The sequence below is a fragment of the Streptomyces sp. NPDC056527 genome (genome assembly GCF_042794475.1).
Lineage (GTDB): Bacteria > Actinomycetota > Actinomycetes > Streptomycetales > Streptomycetaceae > Streptomyces.
Genome location: NZ_JBHTTQ010000058.1, coordinates 1 through 16,166, shown reverse-complemented (window position 1 = coordinate 16,166; position 16,166 = coordinate 1). Strand labels below are relative to the sequence as shown.

Below are 16,166 nucleotides of genomic sequence, written 5' to 3'. Positions count from 1 at the left end.
GGATTCAAGTAACCGTGGACGCGCACAGCCGTGGACAGGCGGACGAGATCGACCCCGCCGACCAGTGGGTACTCAACCCGCAGACGGGCAATTACGAACTGCGACTGAACCACTCCGCTGGGCAGTCGGTACCGCAGTCCCGCCCCCGCGGCGCCACCGCCCCGGCCCCGAGAACCGGCGAGGGTTCACGGTCCGCCGAGCGTTCACGGACCGGTGAGGGCTCCCGGACAGGCGAGCGTTCGCGGACCTCGACCGAGGCGCCCGTTCCCGGCCAGCGCCGCCGCCGTGCCCCCGAGGGCCCCGCCGGCGGGCCGCCGTCCGCCGGTCGCCGCAAGCGCAAGCCGCAGAAGTCCCGTAAGAAGAAGGTCCTGCTCTGGACCGGCGGGACGATGGCCGTCGTGCTGGTGGCCGGCGCGGCGGGCGCGTACGCGCTCTACAACAAGTTCAACGGCAACCTCAACACCGTCGACGTCGGTGACGCCGCCTCCGGCGGCGAGTCGATGGAGGGGCCGCTGAACATCCTGATCATCGGCAACGACGTCCGCACCGGTGAGGGCAACACGAGCTACGGGAACAAGGACAACGTCACCGGCCACGCCGACACGACGTTCCTCTTCCACGTCTCGGAGGACCGCACCAACGCGACGGCCATCAGCATCCCCCGGGACCTCAAGACCGAGATCCCGGACTGCCCGACGAAGCAGGCCGACGGTTCGACCAAGGTCATCGCCGGCTCCGGCACGAAGACGAAGTTCAACGAGTCCTTCGGCGTGAACGGCCGGGATCCCGGCTGCACGATGCGCACCGTCAAGGCGCTCACGGGCGGCATCGAGATCAACCACTTCATGATGGTGGACTTCAACGCCGTCAAGACGCTGTCGGCCGCGGTCGGCGGTGTGAAGGTCTGCCTGAGCAAGCCGATCCACGACAAGGACTACTCCAAGCTCAACCTCCCGGAGGGGGAGCACAGGGTCCAGGGCGAGCAGGCGCTCGCGTTCCTGCGCAACCGCCACGGTCTCGGCAACGAGAGCGACCTGGACCGGATCAAGATGCAGCAGCAGTTCCTGGCATCCATGATCCGGCAGCTGAAGGAGGACACGCTCGACAGTCCGACGAAGCTGTACTCGGTGGCGGACGCGGCGACCAAGGCGCTCACCGTGGACAAGGGAATAGGCACCGCCATCAAGCTGACCACCCTTGCCAAGGAGCTCGGCAAGGTCGATCTGAAGAACATCAGCTTCATGACCGTTCCCGTGATCGACAACCCGGACGAGCCGCCGAACAGGAGGGCGACCGTCGTCCTCCACCCGGAGAAGGCTCCGCAGGTCTTCAGCATGGTGCAGAACGACGTCTCCTTCACCGAGGTGAAGAAGAAGGAGAAGGACGCCAAGAACGCCCAGGCGCAGGCCGAGGCGAAGCTGCTCCAGGGAACGCGCGCCAAGGCCGCCGCCGTACGCGTCGACGTCTACAACGGCAGCGGCATCCAGGGCGCGGCGCAGAAGACGATCGACTGGCTGCAGAACGATCAGGGCGTGACACGGTCCACGAACAAGGCCAACGCCCCCGAGAAGGCGGCGAAGACCACGCTCACGTACGCACCGAACCAGGCCGATCAGGCCCGCAAGCTCGCGGACCTGATGGGCTTGCCCGCCACGGCACTCAAGCCTGGCACCACGGACGCCGGGGAGCGTGAGCCCATGACGCTCGTCCTCGGTGCCGACTTCAAGGGCGCGGGGACGCCCATCACCGCTCCGGTGAAGGCGCCGGACGTGGGTCAGGTCGAAGCAGACAAGAAGGTGTGCGCTCAGTGACCCGGAAACACCGGGTCACGGCACACACCTGATCAACGAGGGGGACCAGGGGTGGGACAGAGCAGCGTGCGCAAGGAGGGGACGCGGGGACGCGTTCCGCACGCCCGCGATTTGGGCTGGGACGAGAGTCTCTACGGGGACGGGGGCGAGGCTGCCGGGGAGGGCACCCGCGCTCCCGGCGGCGGTGCGGACGACGGCGGCGGCAAAGGGAGCGGCGGTGGGGGCGGCAGCGAAGGTCGCACGAGTCACCGGCGCAAGGGCCCGCGCAGGCGCGCCAAGAAGAGCGGTAAACGCAAGATATTCCGCTGGGTCGCCGCGACCCTGTCATTGCTGATACTCGCGACGGCCGGCGCCGGATACCTGTACTACCAGCACCTCAACAGCAACATCCGCAGCGGGGGCCGTGCGGGCGGCGAGAGCGGCGTCAAGAAAGCCGCGCCTAACGCACTCGGCGACACCCCGCTCAACATCCTGCTGATCGGTTCGGACAGCCGGGCGGACGCCAAGAACGTGGCACTCGGCGGGGGCAAGAACGAGCGGGACCGGAAGCCGCTCGCGGACGTGCAGATGCTTCTGCACATCTCGGCGGACCGTAAGAACGCCAACATCATCTCCATCCCGCGGGACACGGTCGTCCCGATCCCGAAGTGCACGGGCGAGGACGGTACGCCCTACGCCGCCACGACCAACCGGCCGATCAACGAGACGCTGAGCCGCGGCGGTCCGGGTTGCACCCTGACCACCTGGGAAAGCCTCACCGGGGTCTACATCGACCACTGGATGATGGTCGACTTCGCGGGTGTGGTCGCGATGGCGGACGAGGTCGGCGGCGTCCCGGTCTGCGTGAACACCGGTGTGTGGGACAAGTCCACGAGGCTGCAGAAGGGCGGCTCGGGGCTGCAGCTGCCCGAGGGCACCACGGAGGTCAAGGGCGAGCAGGCGCTCCAGTGGCTGCGCACCCGGCACGCGTTCGGCAACGACCAGAACCGTGCGAAGGCCCAGCACATGTACATGAACGGCATGATGAAGAAGCTCCAGGGCCAGAACGCCTGGACCGACACCGGGCGGCTGATGGGGCTGGCCGAGACCGCGACGAAGGCCCTGCAGGTCTCCGACGGTCTCGACACGGTGAAGAAGCTCTTCGATCTGTCCATGCAGCTCAAGAACGTGAAGCTCGACCGTCTGACGACGACCACGGTCCCGACGGTCGCCTATCCGCCGATGCCGGACCAGTGGCTTCAGCTGGTGCCGAAGTCCGCCGACAAGATGTGGTCGATGCTCCGCGACGACGTGGCCTTCGACAAGAACGGCGACCCGGCCGGTGCCAAGCCGTCCGCCTCCGCCTCCGCGAAGCCCAAGGGTCCTGACGCGGCCGCGCCCGGCACGCTCGCCGTGACGGTCGTCAACGGCACGGGCTTCGACGGTCAGGCTTCCGTCGACGGCCGGGCGAGCGGCATGGCGACGACCCTGAAGGGCAAGGGCTTCACCGAGGCGAAGGCCTCGCAGAGCGCCGAGCCGCGCAAGGACACGGTGGTCAAGTACCCGAAGGCGGCCGGCGACCAGGGCAAGGCGGACGCCCTGTCCGTGGCCAAGGCCCTCGGCCTGCCGGACTCGGCGGTCCGGGCCGACGGGAACGCAGAGAACATCACCCTCGTCATCGGCGGCGACTGGCGCGAGGGCGCCACGTACAAGAAGCCGCAGGAGCAGGCGGGCGACCTGCCGGACGGTGCGAACTCCAAGACGAACTGCATGGAGGTCTACTCCGTCTACAAGTGGGACGGCAAGAGCAAGAGCTGACGCCCCCCACGGAACGAACGGTGACGGCCGGACCCCACGGGTCCGGCCGTCACTGCTGTTCGGTGGGGATCAACCGCAGTGGTCGGCCCCGTAGTTGGTGCCGGTCGCCGTGTTGCCGTTGTACTTGATCTCGGCGGAGACGTTGATGCACTTGTTGTTCGCGTAGATCACCACGGGGCCGGCGTAGTACTTGAAGGGGTAGTAGCCCTCGTAGTCCTGGTCCTCCACGTGGCAGGTGGCGGAAGGGGACGTCTCGGAACAGCGTGAGATGTCCACCTGCATGTACTTGTCCTTGCCGTACCCACCCGCGGTGGTGGCGACGTTGACCGCACAGTTGTTGCCGGTCGAAGCGTCGTAGTAGACGTGGATGTTGCCGTACGTCGTCGAGCCGTACTTGACGGGGTACGTGGCGATCTGGCTTCCCGCGCAGCCGTAGCCGCCGGCCGAGGCCGTGGGGGCGCCGATGACCAGGAATGCCGCCGCCATACCCAGTGAACCGAGTATCGCCGTTGCCTTGCGATGCATGACGCCTTCTTTCGCTCGTCGACGCCCAGGGCGAGGAGCCGGCGGTGGCTCGATGGGACCGCCGTCCGCGTCCTTCACCGCCGTGGACGAGGACCACCAGATGATCCCGGCCGTCACAATAGCCACACACGTCAACTCCAGTCACAGGGGTTTGTCACGTCGGTTTCCTCCAACTCGCCCTGAACCAACACGATCTGACCCTCCATCAGAGTGACGCGCATCACCTTCTTGATCATTTACTTCGATCGATCACTGGCTATAGCTTCAGCTGGCCTTGTCCGCCGTTCACTTGGAGCTCACGTCATGAACCTTGGCAAGAAGGTCGCGTCGACCCTCGGCGCCCTCGGCGCGATAGCCGGTCTCTCCCTCGTCAACGCCCCCTCCGCCGCCGCCAGCACCCCCTCCGGCTGCTCGAGCGTCTCCCAGGTCGGCACGACCCGGGTCATCCAGGTCGGCGGAATCGACGCGGCGTCGGTGAAGCAGTACTACGGCTGTGGTTACAACTACGCGTACATCTACGTGTGGCAGCAGTACCGGAACACCCACACGAACTGGGACCTCTACGTCCACATCGTCAACCACTCGGACTCCGGCACCGACTACGGCGACGCGGAGCTCAACAACACCACCCGGTCCGAGCTCTGGGGCCCGGCCGCCGACACCGCGGCCTTCTGCACGCACGCCACGGGCTACCTGAACTCGACCGGCGGCTCGACCTCCAAGGTCTGCTGACGACAGCACCGCATGCGTCACACTCCGGGAGCCCCGACGGGACACGTCGGGGCTCCCGTCCGTGGCTACGCCGCCTAGCGCCGCAGTGCCTCCACCGGCTGGATGCGGCTCGCGCGCCAGGCCGGATAGAGGCCGGCGACGACGCCGGTCACCAGGCCGATGGCGGGGGCCGCCACGACCGTGACGGGGTGGATGACCGGGGTCCATTCGCGCGCCATCGCGGTGCCGATGACGGCGAAGGTGCCGAGGCTGGTGCCGACCAGTCCGCCGAGGGTGCCGAGCGCGCCCGACTCCGCCAGGAACTGGAGCGTGATGTGGCGGCTGCGGGCGCCGAGCGCACGGCGCAGGCCGATCTCTCCCGTGCGTTCGAGCACGGCCACCAGCGTGGTGTTGGCGATGCCCACCGCGCCGATCAGCAGACAGATGCCCGCGAGGAGCAGGAACAGCTGGTCGAGGTCCGACGTGACCGCCGTTCTCAGCGACCTCGGGTCGGGTGGCGGAACGGCCTGGAAGTACTCGGGGTGGGCCGGATCGAGGGCGAGGGCCGCTTCCCCGGCGATCTGCCCCGCGGCGCCGAGCTCGGTGGAGATCAGCATCTTGGCGCGGTCGCCCCGCGGGCCGCCCCAGACCCGTTCCGCCGTGGTGCGCGGGACGACGACGGAGAGCAGCACGTCAGACTTCCGGTCGACCTCCTCGACGATGCCGATCACCGTGAAGGCGTCTCCGTCGATGAAGATCGCTGGGGCCGTCTCCAGGGTGGTGATCCCCAGCCGGGCCGCCATGCCGGAGCCGACCACGGCGACCTGCTGCGCCTGCCGGTCGTGGTACGCGTCGAAGATCCTGCCCTGCTGGAGGTGCGGACCCGCGGCGGCCAGGACGCCCGGTGAGGCCGCGACGATCTGGCTCTGGGCCTCCTCGGCCGCCTCGCCGACGGGCGCGGACCGTACGCCCTGCCCCTCCGGCAGCCGCACCGACCAGTAGACGCCCGCGTCGCGCACCCCGTTCAGCCGCTCGATCCGCGCGTCGGCGTCGGCCGGGAAGGCGTTCCGTACGTACTCCGGCTGGTCACCGCCGGTGTCCTCGATCGTCACCTCGGTCGCGGTCAGCGCGTTGAAACGCTCGTCGATCTGCTGGGACGTGGTGGAGGTCAGGCCCAGCACGGCGACGAAGGTTCCCACGCCCAGGACGGTGCCGAGCGCGGTCAGGGCCGAGCGGCCGGGGCGCTGGAGCATCCCCGCGGTCGCCTCGGCCAGCAGATCGCGCGGAGAGAGCCGCGAGACCCGGACCGTACTGCTCCGGCGTCCCCGGAGCGGGAGTCGGCCGGGGCGCCTCATGCCGGTACCCGCTCGCGCAGCAGGCCGTCCCGGATGGTCACCGTGCGCCTGCCACGGGCGGCCACCTCGGGATCGTGGGTGATGACGATCAGGGTGATGCCGTCCTCGTGGAGTTCGTCGAGCAGTCCGAGGATCTGCTGCGCGGTGGTCGTGTCGAGGTTCCCGGTGGGCTCGTCGCACAGCAGCAGCGACGGCCGGCTCACCAACGCCCGTGCGATGGCGACGCGTTGGCGCTCACCGCCGGACATCCGGGTGGGGACGGCGTCGACACGATGCCCCAGACCGACGCGGACGAGCGCCTCGCGCGCCCGGGTGACCCGCTCGGCCCGCGCGATGCCGTTGTACGTCATGGAGAGCATGACGTTCTCCAACGAGGAGCGGTGGGGCAGCAGATGGAAGCTCTGGAAGACGAAGCCGATGCGGCTGCCGCGCAGTCCGGCGCGCTCGCTGTCCCTGAGGGCGGCGGTGTCGATGCCGTCGAGCCGGTACGTGCCCCCGGTCGGCCTGTCGAGGAGTCCCGCGATGTTGAGGAACGTCGACTTGCCGGAGCCCGAGGGGCCGACGACCGTCAGATAGTCACCGCGGTGGATCGTGAGGTCGAAAGGGCGCAGCGCCTCGACCGGAGGCGTTCCGGGGTAGGTGAGGGTCATGCCTTCGAAGTCGATGACGGGGACCTCGGCGGCGGCCGCCCCCTCGTCCGTGGCGTCCTGCGGGATGCTCTCGGTCATCCCTGGGCCCCTGGGGCCTCCGGAACGCCGCCGGCCCCGAGACCGCCGTCACCGGCCCCGGCTCCGACCCCCATGCCGATGCCGACGATCACCCGCTCCCGCTCCGAGAGCGTCCCGCCCACGGGTGTGACCTGGACGTAGCCGTCGCCCGAGGTGCCCGGGCGGACCTCGACGCGGCGGCGGGTGCCGTCGCCCTGGAGGACGGTGACGGTGGTACGGGAGTCGGCGCCGGCCGAGACGGCGGAGACGGGGACGACGAGCACCTTGCCGGCCGAGGTCGCCGCTTCGACGGTGAGCCGTACGTCCTGGCCCGCGAGGGTCGCCGGCAGTTCCTTGTCGGGACGCACTTCGAGGGCGAAGCCCTGCCCCGGCGCCGCCTCGCCGGCGGATCCGCCCTCGGGCGTGGCCGTCACGGGCGCCTCGGAGACCGAGGCGACGACGCCGGTGGCCTCTTCGCCGGTGGCCTCGGAGAGGATCCGTACCTTCTGCCCGGGCCGCACCAGACCCTTCTCGTGGGCGGCCAGCGAGCCCTTGACCACGAGCCGGCCCGCCGAGACGGTCATGGGCTTCTCGCCGACGTCGCCGCCGACCTTGGCGTTGACCACGTCGACCCGGGCCGGGAAGCCGGACAGATAGGCGACCTCGGACGCGGGGACCATGGGGCCCGACACGGCTTCCGCGTCGGCCAGCTTCCGCCGCGCATCGGCGAGGTCCTCGCGGGCGTACCTCAACTCGTCGCCCGAGGGCGCCGCGTCGGCGTCGGCATCCGCGCCCGCCGTGCGGGACGTCAGCCCGGCGAGCGCGCGCTCGGCGGCCTTCACCTGGCCGCGGGCCGCCTCGACCGGGTCGCCGCCCTCCCCGCCGCTCTCGCCTCCGACGAGGACGGGGTCGTAACCGATGGAGGTGTAGAAGGCGGCGACGGCGGCCTTCGTCCCGGGGCCGTACACCCCCGTCCTGTCGCCGCCGGTGCCATGCCCAAGGCCGGCCAGGGCCTTCTGCAGCTGTCGTACGTCCTCCCCGTGGGCACCGGGCTTGAGGTCCCGGTACACCGGCAGGGTGCCGGTCAGCACGAACACCGGTCGCCCGGATATCTCCATGAGGACCCGGCCGGCCTTGAAGGTCTTGCCGGCCTGGACGAGAACCTTGGTGACGACCGGCTTGCCGCCCTCGGCCGCGGAGGCGGCGGGGGCGATGTCGAGGGTCTGCGAGGCGGAGACCGTTCCCCGGGTCACCACGGTGTCCGAAAGGACGCGGCGCTCCACGGTCGCCGTCAGGACGTCGGGCTTCGGCGGCCGGGCGTCCGCGGCGGCCTGCGCCGGCGACTGCACGAGGGAGGCGCCCCACAGGCCCGCTCCGGAGAGCGCGAACGCGCCCACGGCCAGCACGGTAACCGCCCTGCGCCGACGTGCGATACCGCCCCGCCGACCTTCGTCCGACACGCCGACTCCCCGCAGTTGAACCGTAGTTGGCCACCGATGGGCGGCATGAGCACCCGTCAGTGGATCACTGCTCGCCGGAGATCGTCAACCGCCTTCATTTCTCGCCACCTTGACTCAAAGAGGCCCTTGAGTTGCTCGTTTGTCGACTGATCTACTCGACCGCCGACTATCGAGAGGATGAGTTCATGTCAAAGATGCGGAGTGCCGCCCTGGCCGCCGCGGCCGTGGGAGCACTGCTCGCCGGCAGCGCGGGCACGGCCAGTGCCGGCAGCTACAACGGCTCCTGTGAGAGCAGCGGCGGCGGCGAGATCTGCCTGTACCGCAACTACGAGTTCGCCGGCGGGCTGTACGACACGCTGTACAGCAAGACCAACTACGACGGCTCGACGTACTACGGCACCCAGACGCTGATCGACAACACCCTGTCCTCCGCCAAGAACATGGACATGGTCAACAACGTCGGGTTCTACAGCGGCAAGAACTACACCGGAACCCTGGAGTACCTCCCGGCCGGTCTGTGGCTCCGCTACGGCGACGACGTCGCCTCCTCGCACTGCTTCAGCAGCAACGCGTACTGCCCCATCTGACCGGAGGAGCGTCCACCATGGCGAAGTTCAAGAAGGCCGCCGCGGCCCTGGCCGCCGCGGGCGCGCTGGTCGCCGGTGCCACCGGCACCGCCGATGCCGCCAGCTACAACGGCTCCTGCGAGAGCGCCGGCGGCGAGATCTGTCTCTACCGCTACGCGAACTACACGGGCGGGCTGTACGACACGATCTACAGCAAGACCAACTACAACGGCTCCACCTACTACGGCACCTCCGTGCTGATCGACAACACCGTCTCCTCGGTCAAGAACCGTGACGGCGTCAACTCCATCGAGGTCTGGACCGGCCAGAACTACACCGGCCTGCGCGTCCACGCCGACCCCGGCCTGAACCTCTGGGACATGGCGGTCTTCTGGGACGGCCAGACCGACGACGCGATCTCGTCCCACTGCTTCAGCAGCAACGCCTACTGCCCCTCCTGATCAGCCCGAGGATCCCCCACCATGAAGAACATCAAGAAGGCCGCGCTGGCCCTCGCCGCCGCGGGCGCGCTGGTCGCCGGCGCCACCGGCACCGCCGATGCCGCCAGCTACAACGGCTCCTGCGAAAGCGCCGGCGGCGAGATCTGTCTGTACCGCCTCGCCGACTTCGCCGGCGGGCTGTACGACACGATCTACAGCAAGACCAACTACAACGGCTCCACGTACTACGGCACCTCGACGCTGATAGACAACACGATCTCCTCGGTCAGAAACCGGGACTCGGTCAACGCGATCGACGTCTACACCGGCCAGAACTACACCGGCACCCGGACGCACGCCGACCCCGGCCTGACACTCTGGGACATGGCGGTCTGGGACGACGACAACGAGATCTCCTCCCACTGCTTCGAGAACAACGCCTACTGCCCCGGATGATGAACACACGCAACAGAACCGGCGGGCTGCTGCTCGTCGCCGCTCTCGCCGGGACGGCCGTGGGGTGCTCGTCCGACGAGAAGCCGCAGGATCCCGCAGCCGCCGTGCAGCCGTACAAGCCGCAGGCGTCCAAGACCTGGGGTGGCGTCGCCATCAGTCTGCCGGTGGACTCGTACACCGTCACCGCGCAGGAGCGGGAGGCGCTCAGCCAGGCCGTCGCCACGCTCGCGGGCGACTGCATGAAGAAGTACGGCTTCGACTGGCCGGCGCCGCTGCCGCCGACCCCTCGGAACCTGAACTCCAACGCCCGTCTCTACGGGGTGACCGACCTCGAATCGGTCGCCGCCTTCGGCTATCACCCGCCGCTCCCCAAGGGGATGACGGCCCGCCAGGCCGAGCAGGCCACCGTGAAGCAGCGTGCGCACTACGCGAACGTCTCGCCCGCGGCGATGACGCTCTACAAGGGCGACGGTCCTTCGTCGGTGAACGGCAAGAGCGTCCCCGAGGGCGGCTGTCTCGGTGAGACGCGCCGCAAGGTGGGCCTCGGCGATGTCGCCGGCCTCGACGCCACCTTCAACAAGGTGAACCTCCAGGCGTCGAAGCAGGCGGGCAACGACCCCCGCGTCAGCACGCTCGACCAGCGCTGGTCCGCCTGCATGAAGGAGTCGGGCTACCACTACACCGACCCGCTGGCGGCCGCCGGCGATCCGGCGTGGTCGGCCGGCGAGGGCGGCGACGGGAGCAAGGACAGCGACGCCGCGGGCACGCCGAAGCCGCGGGAGATCACGGTCGCCTCCACGGACGTGAAGTGCAAGCAGAAGGTCGACTACGTCCGCGTCCACTCGTCCATCGAGGCGGAGCACCAGAACAAGCTCATCGAGAAGAACGTCACGGCCCTGTCGGCGGCGCGTGACACCTGGAAGTCGGCGCTCGCGAAGGCGAACGAGCTGCTGACGAACAGGGGTTGACGGTGCGTCGGTCACCGACCGGCATCCGCGAATCCCCTGCATCGAACCGAAGGAAGAACATCGTGATTCTGCAGAAGGCGGGTCGCCTGCTGGCGACCGCCGCCGTGCTGGCCGGGATCGGCGTCGTGGCACCCGTCGCCACGGCGACTCCCGCGGCGGCCGGGGCCTACGGCTGCGCCGGGAACCTGTCCTACTCGAAGGTCGTCTACGGCAACCGCAACGGCTACACGGGCAAGATGGGGACGCTGTACGACTACTACGACGGCACGTACAACTGTTCCGTCTTCGTCAAGTACGCCTGGTCCGGGACGCCCAGCTTCCTGGTGCTGTACATCTACCGGGAGCCGAACGACGGCACGTTCGACTCGGATGACGGCGACTTCACCACGTACGCCGGCCCCGTCCGTATCAAGGCACCCGGCACGTGCGTCGTCGAGCCGCTCGACGTGTACACGCCGGGTGGGACCCTGGCGTACAGCGGTCAGATCGGGCCGCACTCCTGCGGCTGACCCCGCTCGAACGGCGAGACCGACCGGTGCGACGGCATCGGTCGGTCTCGCCGTGTGTCCGGGTCAGACCTTCGCGGCCTTCACCGCCGGGCGGCGGCTCGCGATGACCTTGCGCGCCAGTGCGCGCGGGCTGGTCAGGAAGCCGTAGCCCCAGGACATGTGCATCGTCGCGAGGGCCACCGGGATCTGCAGACGGGCCTTCGGCGAGAGGCCCTTGCCCGCGGGGATCGAGCCCGCGGTGATCGCGGCGAGGTAGCCGACCGGGATCACGAAGCCGAGGGGGGTGAGCGCCACGCCCACGACCAGGCCGGCCGCGATCGCGCAGACGGCGGTCGGCGGGGCGAGGTAGCGCAGGTTGATGGAGCCCTGGTGGTAGCGGGCCACGACGTGGCGCCACCGGCCGTAGTCCTTGTACTGCTTCGCCAGGGCGCGGACGCTCGGGCGGGGCCGGTACTGGACGCGCAGCTCGGGCGAGAACCAGATCAGCCCGCCCGCCTCACGGATACGGAAGTTCAGCTCCCAGTCCTGGGCGCGGATGAACTCCACGTTGTAGCCGTCCTGCTGCTCCAGGGCCTCGCGGCGGAAGACACCCAGATACACGGTCTCGGCCGGGCCCGCCTGGCCACCGGTGTGGAAGGCCGCGTTGCCGACGCCGATCTTCGAGGTCATCGCGGCGGCGACCGCGTGCTCCCAGTCGTTCTCGCCCTCGGCGTGCATGATGCCGCCGACGTTCTGCGCGCCGGTCTCCTCCAGGAGACGCACCGCGGTGGCGATGTAGTTCGGCGACAGCATCCCGTGGCCGTCGACACGGACCACGATCGGGTGACGGGATGCCTTGATCGCCGCGTTGAGGGCGGCGGGCGTCCGGCCCGTGGGGTTCGGCACGGTGTGGACCCGGGGGTCCTCCCGTACGAGCTCGGCGGCGATCTCGTCCGTACGGTCCGTGGACGGGCCGAGCGCGATCACCACCTCCATCTCGCCGTCGTACTCCTGCTCGAGGATGTGACGGACCGAGTTGCGCAGGTGCCGCTCCTCGTTGAGGACCGGCATGATCACGGAGACGGGGGGCAGGGCGGCGGGCATGGCGTTCATATTGCCCGCCACGTTACCGCGAACGGGGGACACGAAGCGCGTCACGGGGCGGGTGCGCGAGGTCGCTGATCGTATGGGCCTACCGTGCTCACGGTCCCCTCGTCCCACCCGCGGAGGTGTCCCCCGGTGCCCCCACCGCCCCGCACGCCCCGTCCTCGACCGGCCGCCGCCCGTTCCGTGCCGGCCCGCCGTGGCAGACGGGTCCGACGGGTGCGGCGGCCACGGTGGGGGATGAGGATCGCGACGACGCTCTCCGTGCTCGTCCTCGGCGCGGGCGGCATCGGCCACGCGATGGTGACCGGTCTGGACACCGGGATCACCCGGGTCGACCCCTTCAAGGACATGAAGAACCGCCCCCAGGCCGGCCACGGCATGAACGTGCTGGTCGTGGGTACGGACGGCCGGGACAGGATCACGGACAAGGAGCGCAAGGAGTACCGCCTCGGCGGCAAGCCCTGTCGCTGCACCGACACCGTGATGCTCGTCCACATCTCCGAGGACCGGGAGCGGGCGAGCGTGGTGAGCCTGCCCCGCGACTCGTACGCCGAGATGCCCGAGCACATCGACGAAACCACCGGCCGGCGCCACCAGGCACACCCGGTGAAGCTGAACGCCGCGTACGCCGAGGGCGGGCCCGGGCTGACGGTGCGGACCGTCGAGAGGATGACGGGCGTCAAGATCGACCACTATCTGGAGGTCGATTTCACCAGCTTCATGAAGACGGTGGACGCGGTCGGCGGGGTGAGGATCTGCACGGCGCGGCCGTTGAAGGACTCGTACACCGGGCTGGACCTGCCGGCCGGACCGCACGAGATGACCGGTGGGCAGGCGCTGCAGTACGTACGTGCCCGCCATGTCGACGGGGCGGCCGACATCAGCCGGATGCAGCGCCAGCAGCGGTTCCTGGCGGCGCTGGTCGAGCGGATGACCAGTGGCGGGGTGCTGCTCAACCCCGTGCGGTTCCGCGAGGTCGCCACGACGATGCTGAACTCGGTGCGGGCGGACGCCGGATTCGGTACGGAGCAGATCCTGGCGCTCTCGAAGGCGATGCGGGGCTTCACCCCGGCGTCCTCGGAGTTCGTCTCGGTGCCGATCGGGGACGTGAGCTTCCGGGTGAAGGGCATCGGCTCGACGGTGAAGTGGGACGCGCCCAAGGCGCAGAAGCTGTTCCAGGCGCTCCGCGACGACCGGCCCCTCGCCGCGCACAAGGCGGTGGCGAAGGCCGGGCCGAAGGCGACGGTGGTGGATGTGGCACCGAAGACGATCCGGGTGCAGGTCTACAACGCGACGCGGACGGCAGGTCAGGGCAAGAAGGCCGACGACGCGCTGCGGGCGACGGGCTTCAACACGACGCGCGCGCCGCGGACCGGGGGCGGCGCCCCTCGCCCGCGCACGGTGGTGGAGTACGACCCGCGCTGGGACCGCTCGGCGAAGTCCCTGGCGGCGGCGCTGCCGGGGGTGGAGCTGAAGGCGGTCAAGGGGAGGGGCGCGACGCTGCGGGTCTTCGTGGGCGCGGACTACAAGGGGGTCACTCCGGTGCGGCCGGAGGAGCCGACGAAGGGTCCCTTCGTGGCGGTGAAGGGGGACGAGGTGGTGTGCCCGTAGCGCGGTCGCGCCACGGCGGCGGAGCCCGCCGGCTCCGCCGGCACCGCCCCGGGCGTCAGTCCTCGTAGCCCTCCGCCGCGCGGCGCTCCCGCAGCTCCATGATCGCGCGGCGGCGGGCCAGTCGGTGGGTGCGACGGATCTGGGCCTCCTGGTAGCGGCGCTTGTCCCGCTCGGTCTCCGGGAGCACCGGCGGGACCGGGCGCGGCTTGCCGTCGCCGTCGACCGCCGCGAAGACCAGATAGGCCGAGGCGACCTGCTGGGCGGGGGTGGACTCGTTCCAGCGCTCGGCCATGACGCGGACGCCGACCTCCATCGAGGAGCGGCCGGTCCAGTTCACCTGGGCCTTCACATGCAGCAGGTCCCCGACCCGTACCGGCTCCAGGAACGCCATCTCGTCCATGGAGGCGGTCACGGCCGGACCGCCCGAGTGCCGCCCCGCGACGGCGCCCGCCGCGTCGTCCACCAGCTTCATGATCACGCCGCCGTGCACCGTACCCAGGAGGTTCGTGTCGTGGCTGGTCATGATGTGGCTGAGCGTGGTGCGGGACGCGGAGGTGGGCTTGCCCGGAATGTCGCCCTGCGGGCGGTCCGTGCGCTGGGCCTGATCTGTCATGCCCTCCACCTTATGCCGGGTCCCGGGCTCGTCCTCATTGCATCAGCTTGGCAACAGCGCCGCCCCGATTCCCCACCCGCCCTGTCGGCGCTCGGGAGGGGGCCTGCACACTGTCCGCATGAATGACTGGCCCGATGACGGCGGATACGGCCGCGGCAGCTCGAGCTCTCAGCCCGAGGGAGCCCGCCGGATGCGCCATGTGCAGCGCCCGCAGGTGCCCCAGCAGCCGCCGCAGTACGACCCCGGTTACGGCCAGGGTCAACCGCGGCAGGGCTCGGAGTACGACAACGGCTACAACACCGGGCAGGTGTACGGGCAGCGGAACTACGGCGGCGGGCAGCAGCCCCCCGTCGCTCCGCCGCAGCCGGGCCAGGGGTACCCGGGCGCCCCGGGCCGTCCGGCCCCGGACTGGCGCCGCCGGATCAAGGTCGGCTCGATCGTCCTGGTCGTCGCCGTGCTGGCCTGGGGCATCGGTACGTACGCCTGGGCCAGCAGCCAGATGCGCAACGAGGTCGATCTGGCCAAGGTCATCGAGCGGCCGGCCGAGGGCGACTGCACGACGTATCTGATCGTCGGCTCCGACAGCCGTGAGGGCATGTCGGCCGAGGAGAAGAAGAAGCTGCACACCGGCTCCGCGCAGGGCAAGCGGACCGACTCGATGATGATCCTCGCCGCCTGTTCCAGCGGGAACACGATGGTCTCGCTGCCCCGTGACTCGTGGGTGACGATCCCCTCGTTCGTGGGCTCGGAGTCCGGGAAGAAGTACGGGGCGCGCGGTGGCTCCAAGCTGAACGCGGCGTACGCGATGGACGGCCCGGAGCTCCTGGTCCGCACGGTCGAGTTCAACACCGGGCTGCGCATCGACCACTACGCGGAGATCGGCTTCGCCGGCTTCGCGAACATCGTGGACGCGCTCGGCGGTGTCGACCTGAACATCGAGAAGGGCTTCAAGGACGACAAGTCCGGCGCCGACTTCCAGGCGGGTGAGCAGACTCTCAACGGCGAGCAGGCCCTCGCGTTCGTCCGCACCCGGTACGCGTTCGCCGAGTCGGACCTGGCGCGGACGAAGAACCAGCAGAAGTTCCTCTCCGCCCTGGCCAACCAGGCGGCGACGCCGGGCACGATCCTCAACCCGTTCAGGCTGTACCCGACGCTGGGTGCCGGCCTGGACACGCTGATCGTCGACAAGGACATGTCGCTGTACGACCTCGGCAAGATGTTCTTCGCGATGAAGGGCATCAGCGGCGGCGACGGCAAGTCGATGAACATCCCGATCTCGGGGAGCGCGCCGCAGGGCTCGCTGAAGTGGGACATGCCGAAGGTGAAGCAGCTGGTGCAGCAGATCCAGAACGACGAGCCGGTCACGGTCACGTCGAACCGCTGACGTAGGAACCGCCGGCGCAGGACAGCGGAAAGGGGCACCCCGTCACGGGGTGCCCCTTTCCGATTCCCGGAGTTACGGGAGGTTGCGGGCCATGACGATGCGCTGGACCTGGTTGGTGCCTTCGTAGATCTGGGTGATCTTGGCGTCGCGCATCATGCGCTCGACGG

The 16,166-nt window shown here is 69.6% G+C and carries 17 protein-coding genes; 10 read left to right on the top strand and 7 right to left on the bottom strand.

All coding sequences use genetic code 11. The annotated features are described in order from the left end of the window. The first annotated feature begins 14 nt into the window (after positions 1 to 14). The gene (locus ACFQ7Q_RS24680; RefSeq protein ID WP_383558804.1) at positions 15 to 1,811 is read left to right on the top strand and encodes an LCP family protein; all 1,797 of its coding nucleotides are present in this window, start codon (positions 15 to 17) and stop codon (positions 1,809 to 1,811) included. A 51-nt stretch (positions 1,812 to 1,862) separates the two neighbouring features. Then, positions 1,863 to 3,608: an LCP family protein gene (locus ACFQ7Q_RS24675; RefSeq protein WP_383558803.1), complete on the top strand. Its 1,746-nt coding sequence runs from the start codon at positions 1,863 to 1,865 to the stop codon at positions 3,606 to 3,608. 69 nt (positions 3,609 to 3,677) lie between these two features. On the opposite strand, the gene ACFQ7Q_RS24670 is transcribed toward ACFQ7Q_RS24675, so the two are convergent. Continuing rightward, a complete protein-coding gene (locus tag ACFQ7Q_RS24670) occupies positions 3,678 to 4,133 on the bottom strand; it encodes a hypothetical protein (RefSeq protein ID WP_383558801.1) in 456 nt (151 codons plus the stop codon). Between the two features lie 303 nt (positions 4,134 to 4,436). Here ACFQ7Q_RS24670 and ACFQ7Q_RS24665 point away from each other — a divergent pair, with 303 nt between their 5' ends. Further along, positions 4,437 to 4,865: a hypothetical protein gene (locus ACFQ7Q_RS24665; protein WP_383558800.1), complete on the top strand. Its 429-nt coding sequence runs from the start codon at positions 4,437 to 4,439 to the stop codon at positions 4,863 to 4,865. 74 nt (positions 4,866 to 4,939) lie between these two features. On the opposite strand, the gene ACFQ7Q_RS24660 is transcribed toward ACFQ7Q_RS24665, so the two are convergent. The 3 genes from ACFQ7Q_RS24660 to ACFQ7Q_RS24650 are packed head-to-tail and all read right to left on the bottom strand — an operon-like array spanning position 4,940 to position 8,303. Then, positions 4,940 to 6,199 (bottom strand): ABC transporter permease, encoded by a 1,260-nt coding sequence (locus ACFQ7Q_RS24660; protein ID WP_383558799.1) that lies wholly within the window; start codon positions 6,197 to 6,199, stop codon positions 4,940 to 4,942. Beyond that, a complete protein-coding gene (locus ACFQ7Q_RS24655) occupies positions 6,196 to 6,927 on the bottom strand; it encodes an ABC transporter ATP-binding protein (RefSeq protein WP_383558797.1) in 732 nt (243 codons plus the stop codon). The genes ACFQ7Q_RS24660 and ACFQ7Q_RS24655 overlap by 4 nt, the downstream gene beginning before the upstream one ends. Further along, positions 6,924 to 8,303: a peptidoglycan-binding protein gene (locus tag ACFQ7Q_RS24650; protein WP_383558795.1), complete on the bottom strand. Its 1,380-nt coding sequence runs from the start codon at positions 8,301 to 8,303 to the stop codon at positions 6,924 to 6,926. Before ACFQ7Q_RS24650 ends, ACFQ7Q_RS24655 begins: the two co-directional genes overlap by 4 nt. Before the next feature lie 248 nt (positions 8,304 to 8,551). Between ACFQ7Q_RS24650 and ACFQ7Q_RS24645 the strand changes: the two genes are divergently transcribed. From ACFQ7Q_RS24645 to ACFQ7Q_RS24625, 5 genes are all read left to right on the top strand, one after another. After that, positions 8,552 to 8,953 carry a peptidase inhibitor family I36 protein gene (locus tag ACFQ7Q_RS24645; RefSeq protein WP_383558793.1) on the top strand — a complete coding sequence of 134 codons (402 nt, stop codon included), beginning with the start codon at positions 8,552 to 8,554 and terminating at the stop codon, positions 8,951 to 8,953. A 17-nt stretch (positions 8,954 to 8,970) separates the two neighbouring features. Continuing rightward, a complete protein-coding gene (locus tag ACFQ7Q_RS24640; protein ID WP_383558792.1) occupies positions 8,971 to 9,393 on the top strand; it encodes a peptidase inhibitor family I36 protein in 423 nt (140 codons plus the stop codon). Between the two features lie 21 nt (positions 9,394 to 9,414). Continuing rightward, positions 9,415 to 9,828, top strand: a complete 414-nt coding sequence (locus ACFQ7Q_RS24635; protein WP_383558791.1) for a peptidase inhibitor family I36 protein — start codon at positions 9,415 to 9,417, stop codon at positions 9,826 to 9,828. Continuing rightward, entirely contained in the window at positions 9,825 to 10,796 is a 972-nt protein-coding gene (locus ACFQ7Q_RS24630; protein ID WP_383558790.1) for a hypothetical protein, read from the top strand. Before ACFQ7Q_RS24635 ends, ACFQ7Q_RS24630 begins: the two co-directional genes overlap by 4 nt. A gap of 62 nt (positions 10,797 to 10,858) precedes the next feature. Continuing rightward, complete coding sequence (locus ACFQ7Q_RS24625; RefSeq protein WP_383558788.1) at positions 10,859 to 11,305, top strand: hypothetical protein; 447 nt, start codon at positions 10,859 to 10,861, stop codon at positions 11,303 to 11,305. A gap of 63 nt (positions 11,306 to 11,368) precedes the next feature. On the opposite strand, the gene ACFQ7Q_RS24620 is transcribed toward ACFQ7Q_RS24625, so the two are convergent. Continuing rightward, a complete protein-coding gene (locus tag ACFQ7Q_RS24620) occupies positions 11,369 to 12,388 on the bottom strand; it encodes a glycosyltransferase family 2 protein (RefSeq protein WP_383558829.1) in 1,020 nt (339 codons plus the stop codon). 240 nt (positions 12,389 to 12,628) lie between these two features. Between ACFQ7Q_RS24620 and ACFQ7Q_RS24615 the strand changes: the two genes are divergently transcribed. Continuing rightward, positions 12,629 to 14,002: an LCP family protein gene (locus ACFQ7Q_RS24615; RefSeq protein WP_383558787.1), complete on the top strand. Its 1,374-nt coding sequence runs from the start codon at positions 12,629 to 12,631 to the stop codon at positions 14,000 to 14,002. Between the two features lie 55 nt (positions 14,003 to 14,057). On the opposite strand, the gene ACFQ7Q_RS24610 is transcribed toward ACFQ7Q_RS24615, so the two are convergent. After that, positions 14,058 to 14,615 carry an acyl-CoA thioesterase gene (locus tag ACFQ7Q_RS24610; protein ID WP_383558785.1) on the bottom strand — a complete coding sequence of 186 codons (558 nt, stop codon included), beginning with the start codon at positions 14,613 to 14,615 and terminating at the stop codon, positions 14,058 to 14,060. Between the two features lie 118 nt (positions 14,616 to 14,733). Between ACFQ7Q_RS24610 and ACFQ7Q_RS24605 the strand changes: the two genes are divergently transcribed. Continuing rightward, positions 14,734 to 15,999: an LCP family protein gene (locus ACFQ7Q_RS24605; RefSeq protein ID WP_383558784.1), complete on the top strand. Its 1,266-nt coding sequence runs from the start codon at positions 14,734 to 14,736 to the stop codon at positions 15,997 to 15,999. 72 nt (positions 16,000 to 16,071) lie between these two features. On the opposite strand, the gene ACFQ7Q_RS24600 is transcribed toward ACFQ7Q_RS24605, so the two are convergent. Beyond that, positions 16,072 to 16,166: acyl-CoA dehydrogenase family protein (locus ACFQ7Q_RS24600; RefSeq protein ID WP_132919430.1), on the bottom strand; the 95-nt coding region annotated here is incomplete at its 5' end.